The organism is Phytomonospora endophytica (assembly GCF_014202425.1).
Taxonomy (GTDB): Bacteria; Actinomycetota; Actinomycetes; order Mycobacteriales; family Micromonosporaceae; genus Phytomonospora; species Phytomonospora endophytica.
Map to the genome: position 1 here is coordinate 305,389 of NZ_JACHGT010000008.1, position 24,194 is coordinate 329,582.

The 24,194-nt window shown below is 70.4% G+C and carries 27 protein-coding genes; 13 read left to right on the top strand and 14 right to left on the bottom strand.

The features are described 5' to 3' along the window. Window positions 1–984, bottom strand: coding sequence for a heme/hemin ABC transporter substrate-binding protein (locus HNR73_RS20155; RefSeq protein WP_184789080.1), 984 nt, complete (start codon window positions 982–984; stop codon window positions 1–3). 165 nt (window positions 985–1,149) lie between these two features. Between HNR73_RS20155 and HNR73_RS20160 the strand changes: the two genes are divergently transcribed. Next, window positions 1,150–2,493 (top strand): HtaA domain-containing protein, encoded by a 1,344-nt coding sequence (locus tag HNR73_RS20160; RefSeq protein WP_184789081.1) that lies wholly within the window; start codon window positions 1,150–1,152, stop codon window positions 2,491–2,493. Window positions 2,494–2,501: 8 nt separating this feature from the next. Next, window positions 2,502–3,926, top strand: a complete 1,425-nt coding sequence (locus tag HNR73_RS20165) for an HtaA domain-containing protein (protein WP_184789082.1) — start codon at window positions 2,502–2,504, stop codon at window positions 3,924–3,926. A gap of 52 nt (window positions 3,927–3,978) precedes the next feature. Here HNR73_RS20165 and HNR73_RS20170 read toward each other — a convergent pair whose 3' ends face one another. Together HNR73_RS20170 and HNR73_RS20175 are read right to left on the bottom strand one after the other, a co-directional pair. Beyond that, window positions 3,979–4,554, bottom strand: coding sequence for a DinB family protein (locus tag HNR73_RS20170; protein ID WP_203686267.1), 576 nt, complete (start codon window positions 4,552–4,554; stop codon window positions 3,979–3,981). 96 nt (window positions 4,555–4,650) lie between these two features. Further along, window positions 4,651–5,184: a CGNR zinc finger domain-containing protein gene (locus HNR73_RS20175; protein WP_184789083.1), complete on the bottom strand. Its 534-nt coding sequence runs from the start codon at window positions 5,182–5,184 to the stop codon at window positions 4,651–4,653. 107 nt (window positions 5,185–5,291) lie between these two features. Here HNR73_RS20175 and HNR73_RS20180 point away from each other — a divergent pair, with 107 nt between their 5' ends. Beyond that, the gene (locus HNR73_RS20180; protein ID WP_184789084.1) at window positions 5,292–6,212 is read left to right on the top strand and encodes a proline dehydrogenase family protein; all 921 of its coding nucleotides are present in this window, start codon (window positions 5,292–5,294) and stop codon (window positions 6,210–6,212) included. Window positions 6,213–6,275: 63 nt separating this feature from the next. Here HNR73_RS20180 and HNR73_RS20185 read toward each other — a convergent pair whose 3' ends face one another. Together HNR73_RS20185 and HNR73_RS20190 are read right to left on the bottom strand one after the other, a co-directional pair. Further along, complete coding sequence (locus HNR73_RS20185; RefSeq protein WP_184789085.1) at window positions 6,276–6,947, bottom strand: response regulator; 672 nt, start codon at window positions 6,945–6,947, stop codon at window positions 6,276–6,278. Beyond that, window positions 6,944–8,074 (bottom strand): sensor histidine kinase, encoded by a 1,131-nt coding sequence (locus HNR73_RS20190; RefSeq protein WP_184789086.1) that lies wholly within the window; start codon window positions 8,072–8,074, stop codon window positions 6,944–6,946. Before HNR73_RS20190 ends, HNR73_RS20185 begins: the two co-directional genes overlap by 4 nt. 121 nt (window positions 8,075–8,195) lie before the next feature. On the opposite strand from HNR73_RS20190, the gene HNR73_RS20195 reads away from it, so the two are divergent. Both HNR73_RS20195 and HNR73_RS20200 read left to right on the top strand, forming a co-directional pair. Beyond that, on the top strand, window positions 8,196–9,359 hold the full coding sequence (locus HNR73_RS20195; protein WP_184789087.1) for a serine hydrolase domain-containing protein: 1,164 nt from the start codon (window positions 8,196–8,198) through the stop codon (window positions 9,357–9,359). 49 nt (window positions 9,360–9,408) lie between these two features. Next, on the top strand, window positions 9,409–10,020 hold the full coding sequence (locus tag HNR73_RS20200) for a GNAT family N-acetyltransferase (RefSeq protein WP_203686269.1): 612 nt from the start codon (window positions 9,409–9,411) through the stop codon (window positions 10,018–10,020). Here the strand turns inward: HNR73_RS20200 and HNR73_RS20205 are convergent. Then, entirely contained in the window at window positions 9,995–10,495 is a 501-nt protein-coding gene (locus HNR73_RS20205; RefSeq protein ID WP_184789089.1) for a GNAT family N-acetyltransferase, read from the bottom strand. The genes HNR73_RS20200 and HNR73_RS20205 overlap by 26 nt on opposite strands. 56 nt (window positions 10,496–10,551) lie before the next feature. Next, window positions 10,552–10,878 (bottom strand): hypothetical protein, encoded by a 327-nt coding sequence (locus tag HNR73_RS20210; RefSeq protein ID WP_221331021.1) that lies wholly within the window; start codon window positions 10,876–10,878, stop codon window positions 10,552–10,554. 48 nt (window positions 10,879–10,926) lie between these two features. Between HNR73_RS20210 and HNR73_RS20215 the strand changes: the two genes are divergently transcribed. Both HNR73_RS20215 and HNR73_RS20220 read left to right on the top strand, forming a co-directional pair. After that, window positions 10,927–11,664 carry a class I SAM-dependent methyltransferase gene (locus HNR73_RS20215; protein ID WP_203686271.1) on the top strand — a complete coding sequence of 246 codons (738 nt, stop codon included), beginning with the start codon at window positions 10,927–10,929 and terminating at the stop codon, window positions 11,662–11,664. After that, a complete protein-coding gene (locus tag HNR73_RS20220; RefSeq protein ID WP_184789090.1) occupies window positions 11,661–12,248 on the top strand; it encodes a hypothetical protein in 588 nt (195 codons plus the stop codon). The genes HNR73_RS20215 and HNR73_RS20220 overlap by 4 nt, the downstream gene beginning before the upstream one ends. A 7-nt stretch (window positions 12,249–12,255) precedes the next feature. On the opposite strand, the gene HNR73_RS20225 is transcribed toward HNR73_RS20220, so the two are convergent. The 3 genes from HNR73_RS20225 to HNR73_RS20235 all read right to left on the bottom strand — a co-directional run bounded on the left by HNR73_RS20225 (window position 12,256) and on the right by HNR73_RS20235 (window position 13,883). After that, a complete protein-coding gene (locus HNR73_RS20225; RefSeq protein WP_184789091.1) occupies window positions 12,256–12,675 on the bottom strand; it encodes a YybH family protein in 420 nt (139 codons plus the stop codon). Window positions 12,676–12,794: 119 nt separating this feature from the next. Then, window positions 12,795–13,004 (bottom strand): DUF397 domain-containing protein, encoded by a 210-nt coding sequence (locus HNR73_RS20230; RefSeq protein WP_373316614.1) that lies wholly within the window; start codon window positions 13,002–13,004, stop codon window positions 12,795–12,797. Between the two features lie 18 nt (window positions 13,005–13,022). After that, window positions 13,023–13,883, bottom strand: coding sequence for a helix-turn-helix domain-containing protein (locus HNR73_RS20235; RefSeq protein ID WP_184789093.1), 861 nt, complete (start codon window positions 13,881–13,883; stop codon window positions 13,023–13,025). A 204-nt stretch (window positions 13,884–14,087) separates the two neighbouring features. Here HNR73_RS20235 and HNR73_RS20240 point away from each other — a divergent pair, with 204 nt between their 5' ends. The 6 genes from HNR73_RS20240 to HNR73_RS20265 all read left to right on the top strand — a co-directional run bounded on the left by HNR73_RS20240 (window position 14,088) and on the right by HNR73_RS20265 (window position 18,773). Next, a complete protein-coding gene (locus HNR73_RS20240; protein ID WP_184789094.1) occupies window positions 14,088–14,396 on the top strand; it encodes a hypothetical protein in 309 nt (102 codons plus the stop codon). A gap of 58 nt (window positions 14,397–14,454) precedes the next feature. Beyond that, window positions 14,455–16,221, top strand: a complete 1,767-nt coding sequence (locus HNR73_RS20245; RefSeq protein ID WP_184789095.1) for a gluzincin family metallopeptidase — start codon at window positions 14,455–14,457, stop codon at window positions 16,219–16,221. Between the two features lie 369 nt (window positions 16,222–16,590). Then, the gene (locus HNR73_RS20250; RefSeq protein ID WP_184789096.1) at window positions 16,591–16,824 is read left to right on the top strand and encodes a helix-turn-helix domain-containing protein; all 234 of its coding nucleotides are present in this window, start codon (window positions 16,591–16,593) and stop codon (window positions 16,822–16,824) included. 61 nt (window positions 16,825–16,885) lie between these two features. Then, entirely contained in the window at window positions 16,886–16,987 is a 102-nt protein-coding gene (locus tag HNR73_RS20255; RefSeq protein ID WP_184789097.1) for a 30S ribosomal protein bS22, read from the top strand. Next, on the top strand, window positions 16,984–17,928 hold the full coding sequence (locus HNR73_RS20260) for an NAD-dependent epimerase/dehydratase family protein (RefSeq protein WP_184789098.1): 945 nt from the start codon (window positions 16,984–16,986) through the stop codon (window positions 17,926–17,928). The genes HNR73_RS20255 and HNR73_RS20260 overlap by 4 nt, the downstream gene beginning before the upstream one ends. After that, the gene (locus tag HNR73_RS20265) at window positions 17,928–18,773 is read left to right on the top strand and encodes a lysophospholipid acyltransferase family protein (RefSeq protein ID WP_184789099.1); all 846 of its coding nucleotides are present in this window, start codon (window positions 17,928–17,930) and stop codon (window positions 18,771–18,773) included. The genes HNR73_RS20260 and HNR73_RS20265 overlap by 1 nt, the downstream gene beginning before the upstream one ends. A 48-nt stretch (window positions 18,774–18,821) precedes the next feature. Here HNR73_RS20265 and HNR73_RS20270 read toward each other — a convergent pair whose 3' ends face one another. The 4 genes from HNR73_RS20270 to HNR73_RS20285 form a co-directional block, all read right to left on the bottom strand. Then, a complete protein-coding gene (locus HNR73_RS20270) occupies window positions 18,822–19,574 on the bottom strand; it encodes an alpha/beta fold hydrolase (RefSeq protein WP_184789100.1) in 753 nt (250 codons plus the stop codon). Between the two features lie 112 nt (window positions 19,575–19,686). After that, the gene (locus tag HNR73_RS20275; RefSeq protein WP_184789101.1) at window positions 19,687–22,416 is read right to left on the bottom strand and encodes an FG-GAP repeat protein; all 2,730 of its coding nucleotides are present in this window, start codon (window positions 22,414–22,416) and stop codon (window positions 19,687–19,689) included. Window positions 22,417–22,482: 66 nt separating this feature from the next. Continuing rightward, window positions 22,483–23,598, bottom strand: a complete 1,116-nt coding sequence (locus HNR73_RS20280; protein WP_184789102.1) for an FAD-dependent oxidoreductase — start codon at window positions 23,596–23,598, stop codon at window positions 22,483–22,485. A 91-nt stretch (window positions 23,599–23,689) separates the two neighbouring features. Then, a complete protein-coding gene (locus HNR73_RS20285) occupies window positions 23,690–24,154 on the bottom strand; it encodes a hypothetical protein (protein WP_184789103.1) in 465 nt (154 codons plus the stop codon). Window positions 24,155–24,194: the final 40 nt, after the last annotated feature.

The window sequence follows — 24,194 nt, forward strand, 5'->3', positions numbered from 1 at the left end:
TCAGGCGCCCGCGTGGATCTGGGCGACGAGCGAGGCGAGCACCTGGTCGGTGCGGGGTCCGTAGTTGAGCAGCACACCGTCGTCGATGACCGCGACCCGGCGGTCCATCCCGGCCGGGGTCTGCGCGACACCGGGCAGCGCGAGCAGCCCGTCGACGCCGTCGACCGACTCCAGTCCCTTCGTCATCACCAGGATCACGTCCGGCGCGGCGGCGGCCATGGCCTCGGAGGTGATCGGCACAAAGTCGCCTTCGAGTCCGGCCTCCTTGCCCGCGTCGATCGCGCCGGCGGCCTCGATCAGCCCGGCGGCACCGGAGTCGGTGGCCCCGATCAGGTACACCGACGCCGATCCGCGCACGTAGAGGAAGGCGACGCGCGGTCGGTCGGGGCTCACCGGGATGGTGGCCTGGACGGCGGCGATGCGCTCGGCGGTCCGCGCCCGCAGCCGTTCGCCGGCCTCGGGCACGCCGAGAGCGGCGGCGACGTCGGCGATGCGCTTGTCCACACTGGATAGTCCGGTGGCGCCTTCGAAGACCACGACGGGGATCCCGGCGGAGCGGATCTGCGCGATCGCCTCGGCCGGTCCGCTCGACTTCTCCGCCAGCACCACACCGGGCCGCAGCGACAGCACGCCCTCGGCCGACACGTCGTGCCCGCGGGTGACGACCGGCAGGTCCGCAGCCTGCTCGAAGGTGGCGGTGATGTCGCGCGCGACGACGCGCCCGCCGAGACCGAGCGTGAACACGATCTCCGACAGCGATCCGCTCAACGGCACGATCGCGTCGACCGAGGTCAAGGTGACGCTCGTGCCGTCGGCCGAGGCGACGGTGACCGGCAGTTCCGGCTCGGGAACGCCGTCGAGCGGTTCGACCCGGTCGGCGGGGCCCGTGTCCGACGGCGCCGGGGTGGCGGCGTCCGAAGCGCCGCCGCAGCCGGTCAGGGCCAGCGCGAGGACCAGCAGTCCGGCGAGGGGGCGGAGTCGCATGCGGGGGCCTGTTCTGTGGAGGGGCACATCTGAAGCCAGATCAACTTAGGTGAGGCTAGCCTAAATCATTCACCGGGGGTAGGGTGAGCGCCAGATTTCCATAGGTTAGCCTTCCCTAACTTCGAACTCAAGCCCTGAGTTCGCCGCCCCCGAGGAGGTCGCCGCGTGTCCCCCCGCGTGCTCCGACTGACGCTCGCCGCCCTGCTCACCGCCGCCGCCGTGGCCCTGCCCGCCCCGGCGCACGCCGCCGACGCGACGGTCTCCGGCGGCCGGCTCGACTGGGGTGTCAAGGCGTCGTTCCAGAACTACATCACCGGCCCCATCGCCAAAGGCGAGTACCGCCTGACCGGCGGCGCCGCCACGGCCGGCTCGAACCAGTTCCGCTTCCACTCCGCCGACGGCTCCTACGATCCCGGCTCCGGCGACTTCACCGCCGGGTACGCCGGCGGGGTGCACTTCACCGGGCACAAGAAGGACGGCGGCGGCTACGAGCTGGACCTGACCCTGGCCAACCCCAAGGTCGAGATCCGCGACGGCGGCGGCACCCTCTACCTCGACGTCTCCACCCCGAGCGGCACCAGCCGGGGCGTCGCGTTCGCCGATCTCGGCGTCGGCGGCCTCGACACCTCCGGCGGAACCACGCGGATGGAACTGAACAACATCCCCGTCACCCTGTCCGCCGCCGGAGCCGAGTCCTTCGCGGGCTACTACGAGGCCGGAACACAGCTGGATCCCCTGAGCCTCACCGCGGACATGAACCCCGCCGAGAAGGAGAAGGAGTCTTCCACCAAGGCCGGTGAGGGCAGGTTCAGCGGCGCCGCCGTCGACTGGGGCGTGCGCCGCACCTACCGCGAGTACGTCACCGGCGACATCGCCAAAGGCTCCTGGGCCCTTGCCGAAGGCGCGCAGGACGGCGGTGCCCTCTTCCGCTTCGGTGCGGGTGAAGGGAAGTACGACGCGAAGAAGAAGACCCTCACCGCCTCCTTCGCCGGAGCCGTCACCTTCACCGGCCAGGGACTCGACCTCACCTTGAAGGGCTTCAGCGTCTCGGTGAAGGGAGGCGAGGGGGCCCTCGCCGCCGACGTCACCTCGGCGGGTGCCACCAGCGAGGACGTCGCGCTGGTCACCTTCGGCGCGAAACTGTCCGCGAAGGACGGCCTGGTCCGCCTCGACGAGATCCCCACGGTCCTCACCGCCACCGGTGCCACCGCCTTCGGCGGTCTCTACCCCGCCGGGACCGAGATGGACCCCCTGTGGCTGGCCGTTCCCGTCGAGTCCGGCGCCGCCCTGCCGCCACTGCCCGACCTCGGTGAGGACCCCGCCCCCTCGGGCGATCCCGCCTCCATCGCCCCCGCCACCGCATCGTCCGAAGTGGACGACGACGGATTCATGCCCGCCCTGTACTGGATCGCCGCCGCGGTCGCACTGGCCGCTGTCGCGGCGGCGATCCTCCTCGTCCGGCGCCGCAAGTCCGTGCCCGCAACCCCTGTCACCGAAGAGAAGGAGTAGCCCACCCCATGTCCCACACCACCGCACGCCGGAGACGCACACCCGTCCTGGCGGCCCTGGCCGCCGCGGCCGTCCTCGCCGCCACCGGCACGGCCGTCCTGACCGCCGCCACCCCGGCCGAAGCCGCCCCGAACCTGCCCATCACCAACGGCGAGGCCACCTGGGGCGTCAAGGAGTCCTTCCGGACCTACGTGGTCGGCCCGATCGGCAAAGGCCGGATCACCGTCGCCGACGGCGCCCGCTCCTACGACAACGGCCTCTTCGGCTTCACCGGCGGCAAGGGCACCTACGACCTCGGTGCCCACAACATCACCGCGTCCTTCGACGGCAAGGTCACCTTTCAGGCCCACAAGGCCGGCGACGCCTGGTCTCTCGACATGTCGATCAGCCAGGTCCGCGTGACCACCGACAACGCCACCAAGACCGGCAAGGTCATCGCCGACGTCAGCTCCAAGGACATGTCGACCGGCCAGACCGTCCTCTACGACGACGTCGAGCTCGCCGCCCTGAACCTCACCGGCATCGCGCCCGAGCAGGACAACCTCGGTTACACCTGGCTGAAGAACATCCCCGCCACCCTCACCGAGGCCGGTGCCCCCGCCTTCGGCGGCTTCTACAACGCGGGCAGCGCCCTCGACCCCGTCACCCTCAAGGTCAAGGCGACCGCGCCCGACCCGGACCCCACCTCGTCCTCGCCGGCCCCCTCGTCGCCCGCGCCGAGCAGTACCGCGCCGTCGAGCAGCGCGCCCGCCGACCCCGACGCCCCCGCGAAGATCCTCGACGGGACGATCGACTGGGGTGTCAAGAAGTCCTTCCGCGACTACATCGCCGGCCCGATCGCCAAAGGCAAGGTCGAGCTGTCCGGCGGCGCCACCGACAACGGCGACGGCTTCCGCTTCGGCAAGGCCACCGGCACCTACGACCCCGCGAAGAAGCTGCTCACCGCCGCCTACCAGGGAACCGTCCACTTCCTCGGCCACGAGACCGACGGCCACCACGAACTGGACCTGACCTTCACCGACCTCAACATCAAGGTCACCGCCGGCAAGGGCGTCCTCTACACCGGCAAGACGCCCCTGGCGACGTTCACCGCCGAGGTCGCCGTCAAGGACGGCGTCATCGCCCTCAACGCCCTCCCCGCCAAGCTCACCGCCGAAGGCGCCGTGTTCTTCGGCGGCTTCTACCAGGAGGGCGCCGAGCTCGACCCGATCACGACCGCCCTGGCCCTCGACCCCGACGCGAACCTCCCCGGCCCCGGCGCCACCACGACCGGCACCGGTACCGGCGGCGGAGCGGGCGGCCCGTCGGTCTCGCTGCCCCTGACCGGCTCCCCGCTGGTCGGCATCGCCGCCGCCGGCGCGGCCCTGATCGCCGCCGGCGGAGCCGCGCTGTTCCTCGCGGCACGCCGCCGCCGCGCGACCGCCGCGAGCTGACCGCACGCATGACGAAGGGGGCGCGGATCCGCGCCCCCTTCCTCCGTGCCTCCTACTGACCTACCCGCCCGTCGATGCGCTCACGCAGCAGATCGGCGTGGCCGCAGTGCCGCGAGTACTCCTCGATCATGTGGACCATCACCTCCCGCAGCTCGCCCGGGTCGTCGCCGCCGCCCTTGGCCAGGACGTCCATGCTCTCGGCCGTCGCCACGAACTCCTCGGAGAAGGCGACCGCGGCCTCCCAGTCGGCCCAGGCCTTCGCGACCATCGCGGGGTCGGCCTCGACCTCCCACTCGGTCTCGTCGGGGTAGAACCGGGGCGCGTCCGCACCGGCCATGATCCGCTGGAACCACGAGCGCTCCACGTCGGTGAGATGCCGGATCAGGCCCAGCAGCGACAGCGTGGACGGCTCCACGCTGCGGCGGGCCAGCTGTTCGGCGTCGAGCCCGTCGCACTTGAGCCTGAAGGTGAGGCGGTAGTCGCGCAGGTAACCGGCGAGGACGTCGCGCTCGCCCTTGTAGCTGCCGCCGCGCGGGTCGTCGTCGGGGTGCACGAACATGTCCCACCAGCCGAAGGTCCGTCCGGGGGTGGAGAGGTTCGGCACCCGCTGTTCTGTGTTCTCTGCCATGGCGTGACATTGGCCGCTTCGAGCGGCCCGCGCCAGCCCTTTTCACGCGAGAGGGCGGCCCACCGCCGGTGGACCGCCCATGTCGGAAGAGGGGTGTCAGGAGGCCGCGACGGCGACTTCCTTCTTGCGCGCGCGATGCGCGGCGACGTGCGAGCGGGTCGCACATCGTTCGGAGCAGAACCGCCGGCAGCAGTTCGAGGAGGTGTCCAGGAACACCTTCGAGCAGCGTTCGTCGGCGCAGATGCCGAAACGGGCGCTGCCGTAGTTGCACAACCAGACCGAAAGGCCCCACGCGGCGCCCGCCAGATACTCCGAGGCGACCGTCGCGCCCCGGCCGGAGACGTGCATGTGCCAGTCGTTGTCGGGATGCCCGGAGATGCGCGGCTGGACCGGGTAGGCCTCCAGCAGAGCGTTCAAGATCTCCACGGCCGCCTCGTCCTCGCCGGCGGAGCCCCGTTCGAAGACGTCCCGGAGTTTTTTCCGCGCGCGCCTGAACGTGGCGAGGTCACGCTCGGTGACCCTGCTGCGCATGTATTCGCGCTCGGCGAACATGTCCTGTAGTGCTTCCATGTCGGACAGGTCTGTATTGACCAGGTCCGCGGCGGTCTGCGCGTAAGCGTCGAAGTCCACTTCACAACGGTAGGGCAAGAAAGCCGAAGTAACCAGTACAACACCACTGGCCCCTTACTGGCATACCGATCTCGCGGGATCTGTCCTGGGCGGTTACTCTCGGCCTCATGTTGCGTTCGGTAATCCTCGCCGCGGCCCGTAACAAGTGGGTGGAGCGACGGGTGGAGACAACCCCCATCTCCCGCGGGCTCGTGCGGCGGTTCGTGGCCGGTACCACGACCGAGGACGCCGTGCGCACCACGCAGCAGCTGGCCGACGACGGCCTGCTGATCAGCCTCGACTACCTGGGCGAGGACACCTTCAACGCCGCCCAGGCCGAGCACACCAAGGACGAGTACCTGCGGCTGCTGTCGTCGCTGCACGCGGCGAAGCTCACCGAGGCGGCCGAGGTCAGCGTCAAACTGACCGCCCTCGGCCTGCTCTTCGATCCCGAAGGCGCGTACGTCAACGCCAAGGAGATCTGCGACGCCGCCGCCGACGCCGGCACGACGGTCACGGTCGACATGGAGGACCACACGGTCACCGACTCGACCCTCGACATCGTCAACCGCCTGCGCGTCGACCACCCCAAGACCGGTGCCGTGCTCCAGTCGTACCTGCGCCGCACCGAGGCCGACTGCAAGGAGTTCTCCGGCCCCGGCTCGCGCGTGCGGCTGTGCAAGGGCGCCTACAAGGAGCCCGAGTCGGTCGCCTACCAGGCGCGCCTCGACGTCGACCGCTCCTACGTGCGCTGCATCAACGCGCTGATGAACGGCCAGGGCTACCCGATGCTCGCCACGCACGACCCGCGCCTGATCGAGATCGGCCTGGACCGCGCGAAGTGGTTCGACCGCTCCCCGGACACCTACGAGTTCCAGATGCTGTTCGGGATCCGCCCCAACGAGCAGAAGCGCCTGGCCGCCGACGGACACCGCGTCCGCGTCTACGTGCCCTACGGCGACGAGTGGTACGGGTACCTCATGCGCCGCCTGGCCGAGCGCCCGGCGAACGTCGGGTTCTTCCTCAAGGGCGTGACGGGCAAGAACTAGGACTTCAGTGAGGCGGCCCCGGGGAAACCCGGGGCCGTTTCGCGTTCCCGGGCTCCAGCCCTCTCAGCTCCCGTCGGCCGCGTCGTGCGCGAGCAGCGCGAGCTGCACACGGTTGTTGAGCCTGAGCTTGGTCAGCATCCGCGACACGTGGGCCTTCACCGTCGCCACGCTCATGTGCAGTTCCCGGGCGATCTCGGCGTTCGAGGCGCCCCTGCCGACGGCCGTCGCGACGTCGCGCTCCCGCTCGGTCAGCGCGGCCAGGAGGCGTTCGGCGCGGCCCCGCCGCGTCTCGGCCGGGTCGGGGTCGAGGCGCGTCATCAGCCGCCGGATGACGTTCGGGGAGAGGATCGGCTCCCCGGCGGCGACCCGCACGATCGCCTCCACGATCCGCGCCGGCGGACTGTCCTTGAGCAGGAAACCGCCCGCTCCGGCGCGCAGGGCGCGCAGGATGTGCTCGTCGGTGTCGAAGGTCGTCAGGATGACCACCTCGGGCGCCGCCGGCCGCGCCCGCAGCCGCTCGGTGGCGGCCAGCCCGTCGAGGCGCGGCATCCGGATGTCCATGAGGACCACGTCGGGGGCGTGCTCGGCGACGGCCTTCTCGACGTGCGAGCCGTCGGCGACCTCACCGGCCACGACGAGGCCCGGGACCATCGACAGCATCATCGACAGCGCACCGCGCACGAGCGGATCGTCGTCGACGATGAGGACCCGTACGGGCGGCCGGTCGTCGGTCATGGAGGCCACGGTAGCCGCCCGCGCACGACGAAGTCCCCGCCGCGTGCGCCGTGGGCCAGCTCGCCCCCGGCGAGCGCGGCGCGTTCGGTCAGGCCGATGAGCCCGGTTCCGCTGCCGGGGATCCGCGAGGGCGTGTCCGCGCCGGGCAGCCCGTTGCGGACCTCGACGGTCACCGCGTCGCCTTCCCGGCCGTCGATCACGACCGTCACGGTCTCCTCCGGGGCGTGCTTGCGCGCGTTGGTGAGGGCTTCGCGGACGATGGCGTGCACGGTGTGCCCGACGCGGTCGGGGATGCCCTCGGTGCCGGTGAGCCGGTCGTCGAGGACGACGTCGGCACCCGCCCGTCGCGACTCCTCGACGAGCACGGGGACGTCGGCGAGCCCGTGGACGAGCGCGGTCTCCTCGTCGTCGCGCAGGACCGTGATGACACCGCGCAGGTCTTCGAGCGCCTGGTGCGCTCCCGCCTGCATGACCCGCGCGGACTCGGCCAGCGCGGGCTTGTCGGCGGCCCCGTACTCCATGGCCCCGGCCTGCAGGCTGAGCAGCGACAAACGGTGGGCCAGCACGTCGTGCATCTCGCGGGCGATGCGCTCGCGTTCGACACGGCGGACGCGTTCGGCCCGCAGTGCCTGCTCGGCCTCGGCGCGGCGGGCGCGTTCGGCCAGGGAGTCGACGAGGAGCCGGCGGGTGCGGGCGAAGCCGCCCGAGCTGAGCACCGCGACGACGGCGAGGAGGTTGACCAGCAGCCAGCCCGGCGTCGGCAGCAGGGCCGAGGCCGGGTGCAGCCCGATCCGGACGGCGGCGACGGGCAGCGCGAGGAGGCCCAGCGCGGCCGCGAGTGGGAAACGCCGGTAGGCGGCGACCGTGTACAGCCCGACCCCCGCGGCGATCACGGCGGCGGGAGCGACCGCCGAGACGGCCAGGGTGATGACGGCGACCGTGGCGGGAAACCGTCGGCGTGCTCCCAGGGAAACGCAGGCGACGAGCAGACCCGTCACGGTTATCACCAGGTAGGCGTCCTCGGGGCGTGGCCCCGACGCGAGCTCGGCGATCAGCACGACGGCCCCGAGGAGCCCGGCGAGCAGGATGCCGCCGAGGTCGACGGCCCAGGTCCGGGGTGTGGTCATGATCGGACCCTAGTACCGGGCGCGGCACCCTACGAAAGTCGATGGTGGGGGGCGACTTAGGAGACCCGGCCTTCGGCTTCGGTCTGATGTGGGGCGCCCGGACCCGGTCGAGACTTCGACCATGACCACACGACACCTCACCTCCAAGGCCCTGACCAGGGGAATCGCCGCCGCGACCGCCGCGCTGGCGCTGCTCGCCGTGACGGCCTGCGGGAACGGGACCTCACCCGGGCCGTCCGGGCCGTCGGCGTCGGCTTCGGCCCCGGCGGAGACGCCCGCCGCCTTGCAGACCGCGATCGACGGCCTCGTGGCCGGAGGCTTCGTCGGCGCCGAGGCGACGCTGCTGCGCGACGGCACCGCCGTCCAGTACACCGCCGGGCTCGGCGACCTCGCCACCGGCGAGGCCTACCCGCGCGACGCGCACTTTCGTGCCGCGAGCCTGACCAAGCCGTTCACGTCCTCGCTGGTGCTGCGACTGGTCGCCGACGGCCTGGTCGAGCTCGACGCGCCCGTCGACCGGTACCTGCCGGGGCTGCTGCACGGCGAGGGCATCGACCCCGAGGCCGTCACCGTCCGGCAGCTCCTCCAGCACACCAGCGGCCTGCCCGAGTACGCCCAGCTGCCCGAGGTCCTCGTCGCCTACGAGGCGGGAAACACCCGCACGTTCACGCCCCGGGAACTCCTCGACCTGGCACTCGAACACCCCGCGCAGTTCCCCGCCGGGAAGCGGATGCGCTACACCGCGACCAACTACGTCGTCGCCGGAATGCTCTTCGAGGCCGTGAGCGGCAAGGACGTCACGACGGGGCTCACCGAGCTGACCGGGCCGCTCGGGCTCTCCTCGACCTACCTACCGCAGCCCGGGGACCACACGATCGCCGCGCCTTTCGCGCACGGTCACCTCGACGGCGCCGACGTGACGTCGCTGGAGCCCTCGGCGCTGTGGACGGCCGGCGGACTCGTCACCAGCGGCGAGGACCTGGCCCGGTACTTCGCGGCGCTCATGAGCGGTCAGGTCGTCCCGGCCGCGCAGCTGGCGGAGATGCGGACCACCGTGCCGATGGAGGGCGCCGGGCCGGTCGGCTACGGTCTCGGTCTGATGCGGATCCCGCTGACCTGCGGTGGCGTCGCCTGGGGCCACGCCGGTGACACGCAGGGGTACCTCGCCGCCGTTGGCGCGTCGGAGGACGGCAGCCGGGCGGTCTCCCTCGCGGTCAACCAGTCGCCGGAAGGCGCCTTCGGGCCCGAGCAGCTGGTGGAGGTGCTCAGCGCAGGGCTGTGCTGAGCCGTTCGGTCGATCCCGTGGGGAGCGCTCCCACGCCAGCATGACCCCCATGCCCTCGATCCGTCACTACCGTCCCGCCGACGAGGCCGCGCTGCGCGACATCTGCGTACGCACCGCCCACGTCGGCGGTGACGCGCGTCCGCACTATCGCGACCCGGGGATCCTGCCCGAGATCTTCGCGGTGCCCTACGCGCGGCTCGACCCGTCGCTGGCCTTCGTCGCCGACGACGGTGAGCGGGCCGTCGGCTACATCCTCGGGACGGGTGACACCACGGCGTTCGTCCGCCGCTTCCGTGACCAGTGGCTCCCGTCGATCGCCGACCGGTACCCGGCGCCCACTGGCGTCGTCGGCCTCGACCCGACGCCCGACGACGTCATGCGCCACCTCCTGCACACACCCGAGCGGATGCTCGTGCCGGAGCTCGCGGCGTACCCGGCCCACCTGCACATCGACCTGCTGCCGGGTTTCCAGCGTGCCGGGCACGGACGCGCGCTGGTCGCCGCCTTCGTCGACGCGCTGAAGGCGACGGGCGTGCCGGGCGTGCACCTGGGCATGGTCACCGAGAACACCGCGGCCCGCGCCTTCTACGACCGGGTCGGCTTCCACGAGATCGACGTCGCCGACGCCGGGCCGATCACGTACCTGGGGATGCGCTGGTGAGGTGCTTGCGCATCTCGACGCAGTCGGTCTCGTAGCGGTAGACGGTCCCGTCCTCGGTCCGACGGTCCCAGCCGGTGCGGACGGTGTCGAAGGCGCGATAGCCGAGCCTCTCGTAGAGGGCGCGGGCGCGCGGGTTGGTCGTCTCGACGCCGAGTTCGGCGACGGTGAGGCCGCGGGCCGTGACGCGGTCCTCCAGCGCGGTGATGAGGATCGTGCCCAGGCCGCAGGACTGGAGCGCCGGGTGCACGCCGAGCTGCGTGATCTCGCCCGCGCCGGGTCGTGGCGCGAAGTTCACGCCGCCGATCGCGACGGGCAGACCCGAGGCCTCCGGGCAGACGGCGAGGTAGTCGAAGTCGGGGGCGCGCAAGGCGTCGGCGACGGCGTCGAGATGCCCCGGACCGCCCGACCACGCGCAGGTGGCCAGGTCGGAGATCGTGAGCGGGCGGACGGTCACGGAGATGTGGACGGACGGCATGGGGTGATGGGAGCGGATGCGGGCGGCGGCGGGCAAGGGGTTTTGTCCCCCCGCGCTCAGTCGCCGAGCGCGTCGAGGTCGCGAAGTGCCTCGCGAGCCCGTCGCAGCCGGTCCGTCTCGGGCTCGTGCCACCAGTACGGGCCGCGCTCGCCGAGACCGTGCTTCGCGATGTCGACACGTTCGCGGGCGGCGGCCACGGCCTTCGCGTCGCCGTCGCGTTTCGCGTTCCGCACGCCGGAACGGCCCCGGCCCAGGTGCGAGGTGAGGGCCGCGACCAGGTCCTCCGGCAGCGAAGGGTCGGTGCGGCGCCAGCGCCGGCCGTCGACGACGAGCCAGCGCTCGTCCTCGGCGGGGCCGGGCACGGCGCCCCCTGGGGTGCTCACCGATCCAGTGTGGTCGCGCCGGGGGGTCAGGCGTGGCAGGATGCCCGGATGCCTCCCGAGTGGACCAACGAGACCGCGATCGCCCAGTGGGAAACCCTTCCGCGCGACGTCGTCGAGGCCATGGACGCCGACGGCGACTTCGCCAAACGCCACCTCGTCAACCCGCACCTGCTGCGCCTGCTCGGGCCGCTCGACGGCCGCCGGGTCCTGGACGCCGGATGCGGCAACGGGTACCTCTCGCGCATGCTCGCCCGTGCGGGCGCCGACGTCGTCGGCGTCGAGCCGACGGAGGCGCTGTGCGGCTACTCCCGCGAGCGTGAGGCCGAACTGCGGCAGGGGATCACGTACGTGCGGGCGGGACTGACGTCACTGCCGGAGGACATCGGCGGGCCCTTCGACGCCGTCGTGTGCAGCATGGTGCTGATGGCGATCCCGGACTGGCGCCCGGCGATGCGCGCGTGCGTCGAGGCGCTCAAGCCGGGCGGGACCTTCGTGTTCGCGGTGACGCACCCGGCCTTCGAGAACCTGTCCGCGACCTGGCGCGAGCACGGCGAGTACCGCCTCGACCGCTACCTGGACGAGTACGAGATGCCGTCGACGTACGCGACGGACTTCCACCGCCCGCTGTCGGCCTACCTCAACGAGGCCGCCGACCTGGGCTGCCGACTGCGCGAGGTCGTCGAGCCGAGGTTGCCGGCGGAGGCGGCCGACGGGGTCGCGGGCGTGGCCTTCGGCCGCCTGCCGAACTTCCTGATCGTGGCGGTGGGGAGGGAGGGCGCGGCGTGACCACGTCCGATGAGAACCCCGCCGTGCCCCGCCTTCAGAAGGGCTGGTGGGTGCTGCACGGCGCGCTCGCGATCCTGACGGTCCTCGCGCTATTGGCCTTCAGTTCGCCGATCGCCGACCTCACGCTTCTCTTCTTCGCGGTCCCGGGGTTCTTCGCCGCGGGACTGGGCTGGTTCGTCCTGGTCCTCGGCGCCCGCCGGACGTGGCGGGCCTTCGTGGGGCCCGCCGTCGTCGTCGCGCTCCTCGCCGTTCTGTTCGCCGAAGTCCCACGACAGGTGAGGTGGGCGATGAGCCGCCCCGCCTTCGACGAACTCGTCGCGGCCTGGGCCGCCCCCGCCGCGTCGACCACTCCCGCGACAGTGGGCTGGAGCGGCAAGCGACAGGTGGGCGCCTACGAGGTCATCACCGTGTCGCCCGTCGTCGGCGGCTACGTCTTCATCCTGTCCGGCGGCGGTTTCTCCGACGACACGGGCTTCGCCTACCTCCCGTCCGGGCCGAGCGCGGCGCTCGAAGGCGACGGCTATGATCCGGACCGGTTCCACCCCCTCGGCGACCACTGGTACGTCTGGTTCGACGCCTGGTGACCCTCGCTCACTCCACCGGCGCCAGCCACACCCCCATCGTCGCCGGGTCGATCGGCATCGAGATGTGCTCGTGCGTCACGAGCCACGTCCCCTCCACCCGCCGCAAGCACACCGTCGACCGCACCCACATCGCGCTTCGCATTCCGTCCGTCCGCGTCCCCGAGTCCAGGTGCAGCATGTGCGCCCACGCGACGTCGCCGTCGACGGCGACCGTCAGGTCCTTCGTCTCCAGCGAGATGGGCCCGTCGTAGCCGTCGAACCAGCGCTGGAAGTTCTTCGCGACCGCCTCGGTCCCGACGAACCGCAGCGGCGGCACGACGTCGTAGTACACGATCCCGGGCGCGAAGTACGACATCAGCCGGCCGAGGTCCTTCGCCCGACTCGCCTCGATCCGGCCCCGCAGCACTGCCTCGACCTCAACGCTCATGGCTTCCTCCATCGTCGAAAGATGATCACTCCTTCGACGAGATACGCGCGCGGAATGTGACACGCACGCGAAGACGGCAGCCCGCACCCACCCCGGCACGGACCGCCGCCACTTCAAACCTAACCGTCGAAGCGCCCGAGTTTCACGCTCTCGACGAACCCGGTCCAGTCACCGGCCGACGCGGCCAGCACCGGGCAGTGCACCGACGACGCCAGCTTGGAGTCGCGGACACCGATCGACCGGCCGACATCGGCCACTTCAACACAGGCGTTGTTGGCGTAGCTGCGACTGCTCTTGCGCCACAGCGGCACGCGAACGAAATTGGGCACCATTGCCCTCCTTGTCACTCAGGCCGCCGCCTCGGCGATCAGTTTCAGTGACAACTGCGGACTCAAGGCTGAGGCGGACAGGCGATCGAAAACCTGGCTGCACCGTTCCACGTCAACGGGATCGTCCATGACGAAATGACCGGCGAAGCCTTCGCAGTTCACAACAGCGGGATCGGGCTTTTGGTGATGCATGATCTGAAAAGAACCTGCCATGGCCTCGTGCGCGCCATGGTCGAAGGCCAGCACCTGGAGGCGTATGTTCGGCCGGTCGGCCAGCTCCAGCAGGTGCCGCAGCTGCCGTCGCCACACGTCGTCACCGCCGACGCGGTACCGGATCGCGGCCTCACCCAGCACGAACGCGCAGTCCGGCCCACCGGGCGCGGTGAGCGTGCGCTGACGCTCCCTGCGCACGTCGAGCTGCCGCGCGAGTTCGTCGGGGGTGAAACTCGGATCGCTGCCGCGTATCAGCGATTCGGTGAACTCCGGGATCTGCAGCGCCCCCGGCACGGTGCTCATCTCGAACCACCGGATCGAGCGCGCGACCGACTCGAACTCGATGTACTTCAGGTACGCCTTCGGCAGGTCGGTGTACTTGATCCACCACCCGCCGCGCTCGCGGCTCTCGCGCGCGAGGTCGGCCAGTTTGGCGCGTTCGTCGGCGTCGGCGAGGCCGTAGAGGTCGAGGAGCTCCTCCAGGTCGCGCCTGCGCACGCCGACGTCGCCGTTCTCGATGCGGCTGATCTTCGACGGCGAGCAGTCGAGCTTCCCGCCGGCCGCCTCCCGGGTCGTTCCGGACTCCTCGCGCAAGCGGCGCAGCGCTATCCCCAGACGCCTCCGGCGCAGGCTGGGGGAGGTGTGCGCTTCGGTCCTGGCCGTCATGGCAAGCTCCTTCGAGACTGCGGCCGCGGCACGCGGGATCCCTTGCGCGACAAGCAAATCAGCTGGTCAAGGCGCAAGTCCCACTTCGTGTGACCGAGTAAACGGATATACCACCGATATGCTTGCGCCGGTAGTCTTCCCATGCAACCCTCCTGCTAAGACAACGACAGAGGTTGTCACAGGAAACGCGTGAGAGGATCCACGATGGGTGACGACGACCCCGGTCCGGTAGAGGAAGAACCCCGGCGTTTCTTCCTGCACCGCTGGGCCGACGCCTCGGGGGTTTCGGGAACCGGGCGGATCGCCTACGGCGTCGCGTGGTCGGACGGCCGGGCGATCACCCGCTGGATCGGTTCGACGACCGGTGTCCAGCAGATCTGCGTGTGGGACTCCGTCGACGAGATCCTGCGCATACACGGCCATGGTGGGCAGACCGAGATCCATTGGCTCGACGACGCGCCCGTCGGACACCTCGCGGCCTTGGCGCCGAGCCCCGCGGAACCGATATCGTGACCGAATCGTGACCTGATATCCCGGGCGCGCGTAATGACCGCCTCATACGTTCGTATCGGTGAACTCCGAGCCGACGCCGCCGCCCTCATGGCAATCCCACCCGTACGGTCTTCCACCCTCGGGTCAGCCGACGCCGCCGCAGCAGCCGCCCGGCGCGCAGGAGCCCACACAGCCACCTCCGTACCGCCAGCAGCCCCCCGCGTACGGCGCTCCGCAACAGCCCCAGCAGCCGCAGCCCCAGCCGCCGCCGCAACCCTCGTCGCCGTGGTCGTCGCCTTCGACGCCGACGACCTACGGCCGCCCCGCCGGTGAGGCCCAGCCCGCGCGCCCGTCGTGGGGCCCGTCGGCCCCGAGCGCGTACGGCCCGGGCGGCACGCCCCCCGGTTTCCCCCAGCCGCAGCCGCAGCCTCCGACGCCCCTGAGCTATCCGCCCTACCCCGGCGCGCCGCCGGCCGGGATGACCGCGCAGGGCCCGTACTGGATGCCCGGTTCGCCGCCTCCGCCGAAGAGCCCGTGGCCCCGGCGGATCGGCCTGCTCGTGCTCGTCGCGGTGCTCGGTGCGGCCTCGGTCATCACCGGCGCGTTCATCGGCCGCAGCGGCGTCTCGCTCACCGAGGCGATCGAGCCCGTCCCGCCGCGCCCGAGCGCGTCGGCCCCGGACTCCGAGTGGGAGGAGTACGTCTCCGCCGCCGCGCTGGCCGCGCTGAACCGGCAGAGTTCGGCGCTGCTCAGCGGTGACGAGCAGGGCTGGCTCGCCCTGTACGACAGCGAGGACGCCGACCTCGTCGACCGCATGAAGGAGCGCTACGACTCCCTCAAGGCGCTCGAAGTCACCAACTGGACCTACAAGCTCGACGGGAAGGCCGACGCGCGCGGCGGTTCCGGTGGCGAGGACCGGTCCTTCGACATCGACCTCGTCGTCGGTTACTGCTTCGGCTCGAACGACCCGCCGAACTGCGCGCCGACCGACGTCGTCATCCCCACGGAGTGGTCGTCGTCGACGGCGGGCCTGCTCATCACCGAGGTCGACGAGTCCTCGCCGAACCAGGCCGGGCCGCGTCCCTTCGAGGTCAGCGATCTCGCGGTGAAGTCGGGTCCGCGCGTGCTCGTCGCGGCGCCGCCGCAGTACGAGAACCGCCTCAACCAGGCCCTTGAGGTCGCCGAGGCCGCCGCGGAGAACGCCGACAAGTACGCCCACTGGGCCGAGGTCGACCGCTACGTCGTGTTCCTGGCCGGTGAGGACGAGTTCGCCGAGTGGTACGGGACGGGCGACATCGGCCAGAACGTCGTCGGTTTCGCGCTGCCGCTGGGGACCGTCGACGACAACGGCGACTGGAAGCAGACCGGCATCGAGGTCGTCATGCACGTCGAGCGTCTCGGCAACCGCGACGAGTTCAACTCGACGATGCGCCACGAGTTCGGGCACGTCGTGACGCTGCTCGGGACGAGCGACGTCGAACCGCAGCCGGAGGACTGGTTCCTCAACGAGGGCATCGCCGAGTACATCGACCACGGCGATCAGCCGGTGAGCAGCTACCCGCGCCTGTCGAACGTGAAGGACTACCTGTCGACGATCCGCTGGAACGGTGAGCTCGTCGCGCCGACGGCGACCGACGACGGACTGGCCGGTTCGGGCAAGTACGGGCTGGCGTTCCTGGCGGTGCGGTACATCATCGACACCTACGGGATCGACAAGTTCTACGAGTTCTTCGAGACGGTCGCGCGCAACGGCGAGGAGGCCGACGCCGCCTCGCAGACGTCCTTCGGGGAGAGCTGGCCGAACGTGCTGGCGAAGGTCGAGGACTTCGTCAAGTCGACGGTGTAGACGGACGCGTCTCGGGCCGCCCGCGCTTCGGCGTGGGCGGCCTGTTCTGTTCCGGCGCCGATCCCGGCCGCGTCACGAAAACAGCGATACGGGCGAGATGTCGAATTTCCGCCGTGCCGGGAGGTTTCGTGACGGGTGGCGGTGGCCGTCCGAACCGGTAGCGCCGGTCGCCCGAAAACCTTCCGGCCTTCCCGCGCGCCTGCCCACCCGTGACCTCCCCCACCTCATCCCACCCGACCCTGCCGAACCATGGTCAACACCTGCCCTACCACATTACGGTGGATAAACGAAGCATCTACATGTTCGTGTCGTGTCACCGGCAAGCCGACATAACGCCGCCACGGCACTCATCGGGAGGGTAGAGCCGACATGGAGCCCACGAGAAGCACCGGCAGCCAGCAGAACCTGCTCAGCGAGGTCCGCTTCCTCACCGTCGCCGAGGTCGCCGAACTGATGCGCGTCTCGAAGATGACCGTCTACCGACTCGTCCACTCCGGGCAGCTCGGCGCGGTCCGTGTGGGCCGCTCGTTCCGGGTTCCCGAGCAGGCCGTCCAGGACTATCTGCGCTCGGGACTGCCTCCCGGGTTCCCCGACGTGGCGTAACGGCTGGCAGTCGGTATGGTTGAGCGGTTACACACCACCTCCAGCTACTAGGGGTACACCTATGGGTTCGGTCATCAAGAAGCGTCGCAAGCGCATGGCGAAGAAGAAGCACCGCAAGCTGCTGCGCAAGACCCGCGTGCAGCGTCGTCGCCAGGGCAAGTGACCGGGCCGGCTGTTCTCGTCACCGGCGCTGACCGGTATCTGGGCGGTCGTCTCGCCGCGAGGCTGACCGCCGACGACCGTGTCGCGCGGGTGGTGACGGCTGCCACCGATGATCTGCTGCAACCGGCCGGCAACGGACGGACGCGTATATCCGAGCTGCTGGCCGATGCCCAGGTCTGCACCGTCGTGCACCTGGCCATCGGCGCCTCGGCGTCGCGCACCGGTTCCCGTGGGGAACTCAAGGAACGCAACGTCATCGGCACCATGCAGCTGCTCGCCGCATGCCAGCGCTCACCGCACGTCCGCCGCGTCGTCGTCAAGTCCGCCGCGGCCGCTTACGGTGCCTCCATTCGCGACCCCGCGATCTTCACCGAGGACACCGAACTGCGCGCCGTGCCGCGCGGTGAGTACACCAAGGACGTCCTCGACGCCGAAGGCTACGTGCGCGGATTCTCCCGCCGCCGGCCCGACGTCGAGGTCACCGTCCTGCGCCTCGCGCCCCTGATCGGGCCGAAGGCGGACACGACCATGAGCCGTTACTTCGCGCTGCCCCTGGTCCCCACCGTGCTGGGCTTCGACCCGCGCGTGCAGTTCCTGCACATCGACGACGCCGTCGACGTGCTGCACCACGCCACCGTGCGCCCCCACCCGGAGCCGCCCGAGCGCCACGACCGCCCGACGGTCCTCAACGTCGCCGGACCGGGCGCGCTGCCGCTCTCGCAGGCGATCCGCCGCGCCGGCGGCATCACGCTCCCGGTGCCCGAACTCGCCCTGAGCGGCCTCACCGCCCTCGGCAGCGTCGAGTTCTCCCGGGACCAGCTCGACTTCCTGCGCTACGGCCGCGTCATGGACGTCCGGCGGCTCGTCGACGCGTACGGAATCAACCCCCTGCCGACCCCCGAGGCATTCGACGCGGTGTTCGGCGCAGTAAAGGAAGCCTGATGAGCCATCGCTTCGAAGATGCGATCAACAAGGTCTTCGACATCGTCGAACGCCGGTTGTCCGGCGAGTACGAGGTAGACGAGTTCGGCTTCGACCAGGAGCTGACCGAAGAGGTCGTCGCCCCGGCCCTGCGGCCCTTGTACCGCAAGTGGTTCCGGGTCGAGATGCACGGCCTGGAGAACGTCCCCGACAAGGGCGGCGCGCTCATCGTCGGCAACCACTCCGGCGCCATCGCCATGGACGCCGCCATGCTCCAGCTCGGTCTCCTCGACGACCACCCGGCGCGCAGGCACCTGCGCCTCCTCGGCGCCGACTTCGTCTTCAAGACCCCGATCCTCGGCGAGTACGCGCGCAAGACCGGCGCCACGCTCGCCTGCAACCCCGACGCCGAAAGGCTGCTCAACGCCGGCCACCTCGTCGGCGTGTTCCCCGAGGGCTTCAAAGGCGTCGGGAAACCGGTGTGGGACCGCTACAAGCTCCAGCGCTTCGGCCGCGGCGGTTTCGTGTCGGCCGCGCTGAAGACGGGCGTGCCGATCATTCCGGTGTCCATTGTGGGCGCCGAGGAGATCTACCCGATCATCGGCGACATCAAGCCCCTCGCGAGGCTCCTCGGACTCCCCTACTTCCCCGTCACACCGACATTCCCGCTCCTCGGCCCCCTCGGCGCGGTACCGCTGCCGTCGAAGTGGCACATCGAGTTCGGTGAGCCGATCGAGACGACCGAACTCGCCGACCACGCCGACGATCCGATGGAGATCTTCAACCTCGCCGACAAGGTGAAGGAGTCGATCCAGCAGACGATCCACCAGCTGCTGGAGAAGCGCGGCGGGGCCTTCCAGCCCTGAGCCGACGACCGCCCCGGATGCGCGGCGGCCGTCGGATCGGCCCTGGTGTCAGGCCTTCAGGAAGTCCAGGATGAGCGGTTCCGTCTTCGCCGGGTTCTCCAGCGTCGGCAGGTGACCGGCCCAGTCGAGCTCCACGAGCCGGGCGCCGGGGATCTCGCCGGCGAGCACCCGCGCGGTCTTCACGAAGAACTCCAGGTCCTTCGCGCCCTGCACGACCAGGGTTTCGGCGGTGATGTCGGCGAGGTCGAACTCGGGTTTCGTCGAGGGCGCGTCCACCTCGTCGGCGAACTGGACCTCGAAGGCCCTGCGCTGCATGGCGCCGACGAACTCGCGCATCTCCGCGGAGGCCTCCGGGCCGAGCCAGGTGTCGACGTTGAGGGCGACGAGGGCGTCGATGTCGGCCTGCTCGACCAGCTCCTCCTCGCGCTCGTCGAAGGCGTCGAGGTCGGGGGTCGAGTCGATCACGGCGGCGGCGCTGCACAGCAGGAGCAGCTTCTCGACCCGATCGGGCCAGCGGGCGGCGAGCTGGTGGGCGACGCGTCCGCCGAAGGAGGCGCCGACGGCGTGGAAGCGGCCGATGCCGAGGGAGTCGAGGAGTGCGATCACGTCCTCGGAGGCGTTCCAGGGGCCCGTGGGCACGGGCGTCTCACCGAAGCCCTGGAAGTCGAAGCGGGTGACGCGGAAACCGGCGTCGATGAGGGTCTGCCATTGCGGGTCCCACATCCGGCGGTCGCAGACCGAGGAGTGGAAGAGCGCGACGTCGGGACCGTCGCCTGCCGTGTCATGTGAAAGAAGAGTCATCGCGGGGAGCGTAAACGTGCAGGTCACCGCCGCGCAACTCGATTGCCCGAAACGACCGGCGCCCCGGCCCGATCGGTGATCGGGCCGGGGCGTCCGGTCGGTTTCGGCGGCTCTAGAAGAAGGAGCCGAAGCCGTCGTTCTTCTCCTCGCCGCCGGGGATTCCGGTGGTGTCCTGCGAGAAGAACGACGCGCCCGTGCCGGTGATCCCGGCGGCGGTGCCGTAGAGGACGGTGAAGGCTCCGGCGCCGGTGTCCTCGCCCGGTGCGCCGACGATCAGCGACAGGTATCCGGTGCCCTTGACGTCGGCGAAGCGGAGGCTCGCGCCCCAGCGGTCGCCGGTCTCGGTGCCGCCGGGAACGCCCGGTGAGTCCTGGCTCCAGGCGACCGCGCCCGCGCCGGTGAGGCCCGTGGCCGTGGCGGGGATGACGGTGACGAAGGCTTCGCCGGAACCGTAGACGGCGAGTTCGTCGCGGCCGTCGTGGTTGGCGTCGCCGGTGGTGATGGTGGCGCCCCAGCGGTCGTCTCCGCCGGGGTTGCCGGGGACGCCGGGCGACTTCTGGGTCAGTTGGACGGCTCCGGTGGTGCCGATCTGGGTGCCGTCGGAGTAGAGGACGGTGAGGGTTCCGGCGTCGTCCTTGCGTTTGCCGTCGGTGCCGGTGACCGCCGATCCGGGAGCGCCGACGGCGAGGTCGTCCCTGCCGTCACCGTTGAAGTCGGCGAGGCTGACGGCGTAGCCGAACAGGTCCGGGAGGTCGCCGGCGGCCTCGTGGTAGGAACTGGGCGAACCGGGGACGCCGGGAGCGTCCTTGGTGAAAAGCTGAGCTCCGGTCGTCCGGAGGCCATAGCCTTCGCTGCCCTTGAGGACCGTCACCGCACCGTTGGTGAAGTGCTCGTCCCTGTCGTGGGATTCGCCGATGGCGAGGTCGTCGAACCCATCACCGTCGATGTCGCCGGCGTCGATCGCACGCCCGAACTGCTCGCCGTCGTATCCGTAGCCCGGCATGTCGAACCAGTCCCGGTCGTACACGGTCACCTTGGAGCCGGCCGAGTGGACGTACACCGAACCAGTTCCGGCTCCCGGTGCGCCCACCGCGAGGTCGTCGCGGTAGTCGCCGTCGAAGTCGCCGACGGCCAGTGACGTGCCGTAGGCCATGCCCGCGACGGGCTCCTTTGGCTGGTACACGACGCTCCAGTCCGACTGGAATCCGTTCGGGGAGCCGCGGAACACGAAGACCACGCCGACGTCGCGCACGGATCCGATGTCCTCGCCCGGGGCGGACACGGCGAGGTCGCCGTACCCGTCACCGTCGAAGTCGCCGAATGCGCTGGCGTGACCGAGGCGGTCACCGTCCTCATTGGAGTCGAGCACACTCTCGGCGTCTTGGTGGAAGGCCTTGTTGCCCGTGGTCGTCACACCGGTCGCCGAACCGTAGAGCAGGTGGATCTGCCCGGTGTCGGTGTACTCGCCGAGGTCCTCACCGGGAGCACCGACGACCGTCTCGGCGTAGCCGTCGCCGTTGACGTCATCGCGCAGGCCGCGATATCTCACGTACACGTTGCTCAAGACGGGAGGGTGCTCCGCGTCGCCCGCGAAGTACACCATGTACCGCGGGTAGTCCGCTCGCCCGAGGGCGTCGACGAACGTGAAGTTCCCCCACTGGTCGACGATGGTGTCAGGCAGCTCGTACGTGCCGCTGGAGTCGACGCGCTTCACCGAAAGGACGGTCCCCGCGCCCGGGCCGCGGTGAAGGGTGCCGCTGAACCTCGCGGAGTCCATGGCGCCGAGGGTTGACGGAGCCTTGAGCGTGATGGCCGTCTTGCCGGTCGCGGCCTGGTCGATGATCTCCAGCCTCGACCGGTTCGACCAGTCGTGTTTCAGGACCCGGATGAGCTTGTCATCGGCGGTGAAGGCGAGATTGCCTCCGCGTGAGTAGCAGCAGTCGGTGTCGGGCCAACGGGCGACGAAAGCACCGCTCTGGAGGTTCCACACCGAGGTGGCGGCCGGCTTGGGGAAGTACTCGATCGCCCCGGTGGCCAGGAAGCGGTCGTCGGGGCTCACCGCGACGGCCGTGAGGTGCCCGTCACCGGTCATCTGTGTGTCCACCGAGAGGTCGGCGGTGCTCAACACCTGGGGACCCTGTTGGGAAGGGCAGGCGAGGGCGACCTTGTCGCCGTCGGCGAACAGGGCGGCGTCCCAGCATTCGCTCGCCGAGCCCGGAGCGCTGGCGGCGGTCTGGATGGGCGTCTCGCCCGATACGTCGTAGACATGCATGGCACGATCGTCGTTCTGGCGGTCCATCTGGAACAGACGATCCGGCCGGTCCGGGAACGCCCGGAGCCTGCCCGCCTGATTCGTGACGGTTCCGCCGGTGGTCTCTCCGGTGGCCGGGTCGTAGGAGCCGAGCGAGCCGATCCCGGATGCGCAGTCGCGGTAGGAGTACCAGAGCTTCCCGCCGGTGGAGGCCGTCGACCACACACAGTGTTCGGCGGGAAGTGCGACCTTGTCGACGGTGTACGCCTGCGTGTCGATGACGTCGAGGGAGGGCGTGTCGTGTTCGGCGACGTAGACCGTCGAGCCGTCGGGACTGATGGACAAATCCCTCGGCTTGGTGAAGCCGGTGAGGGTCTGGCGGACTTTGCCGCGGAAGTCCAACACCACGACGGCGTCAGGCCCCTCTGTACTGACGAAGATCTGCTGATGGGCGTCGTCGACGACCATGTCCTGGAAAGTGCCGTTCATGTCGGTCGACGCGGCGGCCACAGCGGGCTGTGCGTTCAGTACGGTGGCACCGGTGGCGGTGATCGCGCAGGCGAGGGCACCCGCCAAAAGGCGTCTATTCATATGTTTTCTTGTCCCGGGGGTGTGGGCCGGGTGGGCTCCCGGCCGCGCAAAAGTACCACCGGATGTTCACCCGAGCCGGTTGCTGATCCTCCGGTGCAAACCCACGAAAGCCTTCTGGAACAGCGCATCCGGCATGTTCCTCGCACCCCGCAGCACCGCTTCCCGCTGGAAGAAGGTCTGCGCTCCCGCGACGGCCATGCTGCGCCTGGCGACGGCCCCGGCGAAGGAGGCGCGCTTCCTGCGGCGGACGGAGTACTCGGCCAGTGCCGTCGCCGGGTTCGCCTTGAGGGCCTGGCGCAGGACCCACACGTCTTCCAGGGCCTGGTTCGCGCTGAGCGCCATCGACGGGGGCATGGCGTGGGCGGCGTCGCCGAGGAGGATTGTGCGGCCGCGACCCCACAGTCGCGGGATCCTGTGGCGACTGTGCGGATAGGCCTTAATGTCCACTTCGGACAGTGTCTTGAGCAGTTCCGGGACCGGGGTGCCCCAGTGGCCGTAGCGTTCGGTGAGCAGGGCGAGCGGATCGGTGTCGTCGGTGGGCCAGGGCGTGTCGCAGAACCATTGCGCCAGCCCGTTTCCGGCCGGGCTGAGGCCAACATAGCCTTCGCGGCCGAGCATCATCAGCGCCGTCGAGCCGAGGTCGACGGGAGCCGGGATCAGGCCCTGCCAGCTCGCGACCCCGGTCAGTGGACGCGGTTCCTCACCGAACAGTGCGGTTCGCACCGCCGAGCCGACGCCGTCGGCGCCGATGAGCAGGTCGGCCTCGAAGACCTCGCCGGACTCCAGGACGACCGAGTCGCCCTCGCCCAGCCGGGCGAAGCGGGATCCGAAGCGCACCAAACCTTCCGGGAGTCCGTCGACGATGGCGTTGAGCACGTCCCCGCGCGGGATCACGATCGCCGGAGCGCCGAAGCGCGCCTCCGCCGGCTCCAGGTCGATCGCCATCGCGAGGCGGCCCGACGACGTCAGCGTCTCGACCCGTGTCAGCCGCTCGCCGAGTCCGCCGAGATCGACGCCCAGGTCCCCGAGGATCGTGGTCCCGTTGGCCCACAGGGTAATAGCGCCGCCGAGGGTGCGAAGCTCCGGCGAGCGTTCGAGGACGGTCACCTGGTGACCGTCGGCGAGCAGCCCCCGGGCCGCCGCCATGCCGCCGATCCCCGCACCGACGATGAGTACTCGCATGACGCCTCCCGAGCCGAAGTTCTACATTTCGTAGAGTACGACCGCGTTCGCGCTGCCGGAGTCCACTGTGGGCGACGTCATGCGAGGTGGATCAGGCGATCGAGGGCATCCGCAGCCGGGCTGCGGCCTCCTTCGCCGAAAGCGCCTCGTTCCCGTCGAACGCGCTCGCCAGGGCCGCGCGCTGGGTCTCCGTGGCGGCGTCTAGTGGCAGCCGCACCTCCGGGCCCTCCTCCGGTCGGAGCACCAGGGTCGTTCCCGGCTGCTCCATCGAGGCGGTCGTGGTCGTCGCCAGGTCGACGCGCTTCATCAGCCGCGGCCCGCGCAGGACCAGCACCGTTCCCTCAAGCCGGGCGCTCAGCGGTCGCAGGAAGAAGAGCCATGCCGTCGCGGCGATCCCCGTCAGGAAGGGCGTGACGAGATAGGGCGGGTTCGTCCTCTCACCGGCCAGTTCGGGGTCGAAGAGGAGGACGGCGAGGGCCGCCACGGCGACGCCATACAGGGCGAGGAGAACATAGGTGCCGACCTTGGCCGAGGTCATGGGGAGGGTGATCTTCACGGGGGCTCCTGGGGTGGGGATTGCGCGAGATCGTAGCGCC